This window comes from Anaerovibrio lipolyticus, from assembly GCF_021531495.1.
Lineage (GTDB): Bacteria > Bacillota > Negativicutes > Selenomonadales > Selenomonadaceae > Anaerovibrio.
In genome coordinates, this window is the sequence record NZ_JADYTY010000056.1 from 1 (window position 1) to 4,745 (window position 4,745).

Consider the following 4,745-nt stretch of genomic DNA (forward strand, 5'->3'; position numbering starts at 1 on the left):
TTTCGAGAAACTTTGACATTCAGAATTATATTCACAAGTCTAGGGAGAGAGATAGCTCGGCAAATCAGAATTTTGCAAAAAAATACCTTCTGAAGCTTTATCTACAGAGGGCAAAAGCATAGCACATAGAGGTAGAATTATAATGACACATACTTTGGATTATTTATCAGATGATTGTGTATGGGAATTGTCATATGCTGCACGAATATCTTCTGGAAGACCATATGGGATGGATGCTTTTGCAGTATCCTCATTGCCATCTTCCATGGCCTTAGAGTAATACCAGCACTTAAACTTCAGCATATCCAAAGTTTTGTGTAACTGTTTGATTTCTGCTTCCACGCGTTCTTTTTGATTTCGAATAAGCTGAAAACGGTCGGAATAAGTGGCAGGACCTTCTGCACACCAATCCATAAAGAGCTTGATATCCTTGATTTCAAGACCGGATTTCTTTAGGCACTCGATTACTCGCAAGGCCTCAATTTCATTTTCACTGAATTTACGAATACCGGATTCCCGTATGAGTTGCGGGAAAAGTCCTTGTTTATCGTAATATCGAAGCGTGGAAATGGGTAAATCAAACATTTCTGCTACTTGTCCAATTGTGTACATGGTATGCCTCCAAAATTATTCTAAAAACATATTAACCTAAAGCTAGGTTTAGGGATTATTGTTAGTATAGCATATGAAATGATGTGATTCAAGAAATGAAAACAAGGAGGAAAATTATCAGAAAGCGCCGTAAAACCTAATTTGCGTAAGCAATTGACGGTGGACAAAAAATGCTAATGATTTTTCTTGCTGTTCGATTGTATGTTTTCTGTAAATATGATAAAATATACACACAAACATAATTTCTAAAAGAGGTGAGAAAATGAAGTACGCAAAGGGTTTCAAGTTTAGAATATATCCAAATGCAGAGCAACAAAAAATCATAAATCAGACATTAGGGTGTGCACGCTTTGTGTATAATCATTTTCTTGCTGTCAGACGATATAACTGGCAGGAAAAGCATGAGGCTGTGACCTATGTAAAGTCCAGCCGTTTGCTGACAGAGCTGAAATGCAATCCAGATTTCGTGTGGTTGAAATCTGTTGACAGTATGGCTTTGCAGGAAGCCCTGAGAAATTTGGACAAGGCGTTTCAGAATTTCTTTAAGAAGCAGTCTGGCTATCCAAAATTCAAGTCTAAGCACAGCCACAATCAGTCCTATCGTACCAGAAACCAGTCAGGGGGTATCCGTATCATTGACGGTAATATCAAGCTCCCCAGAATCGGCATAGTGAAAACCAAGCTATCAAGAGAATTTGAGGGGCGCATCCTAAATGCCACTGTCAGCCGTACCCCATCGGGAAAATACTTTGTTTCATTGTGCGTAGAGATGGATATTGAGTCGTTGCTGGGTAGGAATAATGGCCAGCAGATTGGAATTGATGTTGGTATAAAAGACTTCTGTTCCGATGACCAAGGAAATACTGTAGCCAATCCACAGGCTTTAAAACGAATGGAGAAAAAGCTAAAACGTCTGCAGAAAAAACTGTCAAGAAAGGCCAAGGGCAGTAATAACCGTAACAAGGCTAGAATCAAGGTGGCCAGATTACATGAACGGATAGCCAATATCCGCAAGGATTTCCTGCATAAGGAATCAACTAATCTTGTAAGAGAAAATCAGTTGATTGCGGTAGAAAATTTAAAGATTAAGAATATGTTGAGAAATCACAAATTAGCCAAAGCCATATCTGATGTAAGCTGGGCTGAATTTTTCCGTATGCTGGAATACAAGGCCAAGCTCTATGGTTGTGATTTGGTGAAGGTGGACACATTCTACCCATCCAGCCAAACCTGTTCCTGCTGTGGCTATCAAAATAGGGCTACAAAGAATCTTGGTATTCGTAAATGGACCTGTTCACAGTGCAATACTCAGCATGACAGGGATGTAAACGCTGCTAGGAATATTTTAAGAAAAGCCTTGGAAATGCAGAAATCAGCATAAGCTAAAGAATAAAATACCGTGGGACACACGGAAATCTACGCTTGGGGAGAGCGTGTAAGACATATAGGCCACGGCCTATATGCAGTGCTCAGGGAACCAAGAATCCCCTGCCTTTAGGCATGGGGAGTGTCAACAGAGGGCGAAAGCACAACATATAAAACATGGGAACATAAGGAAAATATTTTGAGGGCTTGCAGGGAAAGAACCCTCATGGGGTTACATACTGTTTAACAAAAAAAGGAGATGTTTCACGTGAAACATCTCCTTTGTATTACATATGCTATTTTGTCTTTGAGGATATATTAGGGACGGTTATTCCATCTCCAAGGTTTGCTCCATAGAATCATCTTCAGCCAATTCATCCTGACTATTTCTGTCCCGTTTTCTAGCATAGGCCAAATAATAAATTGCTGCGCAGGCTAAAGCCCCTACAGCAGTTGCCTCATAGATACCATTAAAGCCGATGATTTCCTTGAAAGCTCCCAAGAAATAAGGGCCAAAGCCTAGGCCTACATCCAGCATGATGAAATAGGTGGAAACAGCAATACCAGAGCGATAGGCTGGGGTAAGCTTAACACAGATAGCCTGACCATTGGACATGAAAGTACCATAGCCAAGGCCGATAAAGATGCTGGCTGCAATCATCAGCACCATGCCCTGAGCCTGTCCTAGAAGCATCAGGCCAATAAACAGAGCCAAATAGCAAGGATACATAACAAAATCCTCACCCTTGCGGTCAAACATTACACCGGCAAAGGGGCGAATGACTGTAATAACAATGGCGTAGACTACGAAAAATACAGGGCCGGCGCCATCAAGTCCTAATTCCTTGGTATAGGCTCCCAAGAAGGAAAGCACACCGGAATAGCAGATACCCATGAAAAAGGCAACGGTGGAAATGGCCAATACTCTAGGCTCAATAAAATTATCCAACCGGAAGGATTTTAGCTCTGCCAGCTTTTCGGGAGAAAGTTCAATTTCTTCTACAGGCAGGAAGAATGTAGCCAAAAGGCAGGCACCTAAGATAGCAATACAGAAATTAACGATATGGGCAAAGCTGAAATAATCCTGTAGCAGCATGCCCAACAGAGGACCAACACCAGCAGCCAAGCTGAGACTGAGGGCAAAATAGTTGATGCCTTCGCCACGGCGGGACTGGGGAATAACGCCGGCAATGATAGTACCGGTGGCCGTAGCAGCTACGCCATAGCCAATGCCGTTTAGCAGTCGCACCCCATATAGAGTAGTCATAGAATTAAAAGCGAAATAGAGAACTGTGGTCAGGAGATAAAAAATCACCCCGGCGTAGAGCATTTTCTTACGGCCCATTAATTCAATATAGCGGCCACCAACTAATCTGGCCAGCAGTACACCGATAATATAGATGCCAGTCGCCAGGCCAGCCTCTGCTACAGTGGCGCCCATGTGCAATGCCTCCACGGCAATAACTACCATAAGCATATAATAGATGATATAAATGCCTAGATTGATAAATGTATCAAGTACAAAGCCTCGTGTCCATAAGGGTTCTTTTTCCATAAAATAATCATCAGCCTTTCTTATTCTTATACCCTATTAATAAAAAGAAAACGCTTTAGATTATAGTGAATATGAAGATATTTGTATAACGCAATAAAAAGATAGCTGTTATCGCAAAAAACGATAACAGCTATTGAAGAAAATCAATCTGCAAAGTAAGGACGTAAATAATTGATAAAAAATTCTATATCTGTTCTCTTAGGCGTGTCCTTTTTAAATACGATGCAATTATCCATCAACAATGGCTCCTGTAGGGTATAAACTCCTTGGTTGATGTCCAGAGCCTCTATCAGGCGTTGTGGTAGAATGGCTCCAGCAGGATTTTGTTGACAGAAGTGTACCATGGCATAGGGAGTAGAAAGGGTAGCAGCACGAGGTGGCTTTCCATAGGCAAAATACTCGCCGATAGTTTGTTCCATGAAATAATTAGTGGGATAATATACCATAGGATGGTTAATAATAGTACTGCGGCTTATTTGCTTATCTGATATGTTCAGGCAGGGAGCGTAGTAAGCCATTTGGTCCCAAACTAAATGTACCTGTTCATATTCTGCAAAGGGCTTGGGATGAATCATATAGACGGAGGCTAAATCAATTTTATCATCCCGCAGGTCAGTTAAGATTTCACTGCTTTCCATATCATAAACCACTAGGTCGATGGGGTTCTTTTCCTGCTGGAAATGTTGTACATGACGATTCATCAGCACATCACCTAGAGTTCGCATAACTCCGATTTTGAGGAGAGTAGGCTCCTGTTGTTGTTCTTGGCGAAGCGTTAATATTTCCTGTTGCAAATTTGTTAGGTGTTTTTCAGCAATGGCCAGCATTTTTTCGCCAGAGGGAGTTAGATGACTTCCTTTGTTGGTGCGCTGAATAAGCTCCATGCCCACAGTTTCCTCCAGCTTTTTGATTTGGGCACTAAAGGCAGACTGGGTAATATTGGCCTGCTGTGCGCCTCGGGTAAAATTGTTTTCTTTGCCGTAGCATAGCAGGCATTTTAGTTGTTGTATAGTTGGCAATTCAATCATGGCATCACCTTGTTTTCAAAATCTACTGGTTTATCATACAGTTAAGTGCTAATTCCGTCAAGTTATAGCCCAAATAGATAAATTAGGAATGTTGTTTCACGTGGAACATTTGATGAGGCAATTTATTTATACACTTTCTGTAGGCATGGCATATACCCTTACAGGCACGCTCGCGCTATATTGAT

The 4,745-nt window shown here is 41.3% G+C and carries 4 protein-coding genes; 1 reads left to right on the top strand and 3 read right to left on the bottom strand.

The genetic code is table 11. From position 1 onward, the window contains the following. Positions 1-159: 159 nt before the first annotated feature. Entirely contained in the window at positions 160-612 is a 453-nt protein-coding gene (locus I6E26_RS10845; protein WP_235321881.1) for a MerR family transcriptional regulator, read from the bottom strand. A 262-nt stretch (positions 613-874) separates the two neighbouring features. Between I6E26_RS10845 and tnpB the strand changes: the two genes are divergently transcribed. Further along, the gene (gene tnpB, locus I6E26_RS10850; RefSeq protein ID WP_235321882.1) at positions 875-1,993 is read left to right on the top strand and encodes an IS200/IS605 family element RNA-guided endonuclease TnpB; all 1,119 of its coding nucleotides are present in this window, start codon (positions 875-877) and stop codon (positions 1,991-1,993) included. Positions 1,994-2,305: 312 nt separating this feature from the next. On the opposite strand, the gene I6E26_RS10855 is transcribed toward tnpB, so the two are convergent. Then, positions 2,306-3,532, bottom strand: coding sequence for an MFS transporter (locus I6E26_RS10855; protein ID WP_235321883.1), 1,227 nt, complete (start codon positions 3,530-3,532; stop codon positions 2,306-2,308). Between the two features lie 143 nt (positions 3,533-3,675). Then, entirely contained in the window at positions 3,676-4,560 is an 885-nt protein-coding gene (locus I6E26_RS10860) for a LysR family transcriptional regulator (RefSeq protein WP_235321884.1), read from the bottom strand. Positions 4,561-4,745 lie beyond the last annotated feature (185 nt).

What these genes read in the sequence shown, in the direction of transcription:
- I6E26_RS10845 (WP_235321881.1), bottom strand. Translation starts at nt 612, where the DNA reads ATGTACACAATTGGACAAGTAGCAGAAATGTTTGATTTACCCATTTCC.
- I6E26_RS10855 (WP_235321883.1), bottom strand. Translation starts at nt 3,532, where the DNA reads ATGGAAAAAGAACCCTTATGGACACGAGGCTTTGTACTTGATACATTT.
- I6E26_RS10860 (WP_235321884.1), bottom strand. Translation starts at nt 4,560, where the DNA reads ATGATTGAATTGCCAACTATACAACAACTAAAATGCCTGCTATGCTAC.
- tnpB (WP_235321882.1), top strand. Translation starts at nt 875, where the DNA reads ATGAAGTACGCAAAGGGTTTCAAGTTTAGAATATATCCAAATGCAGAG.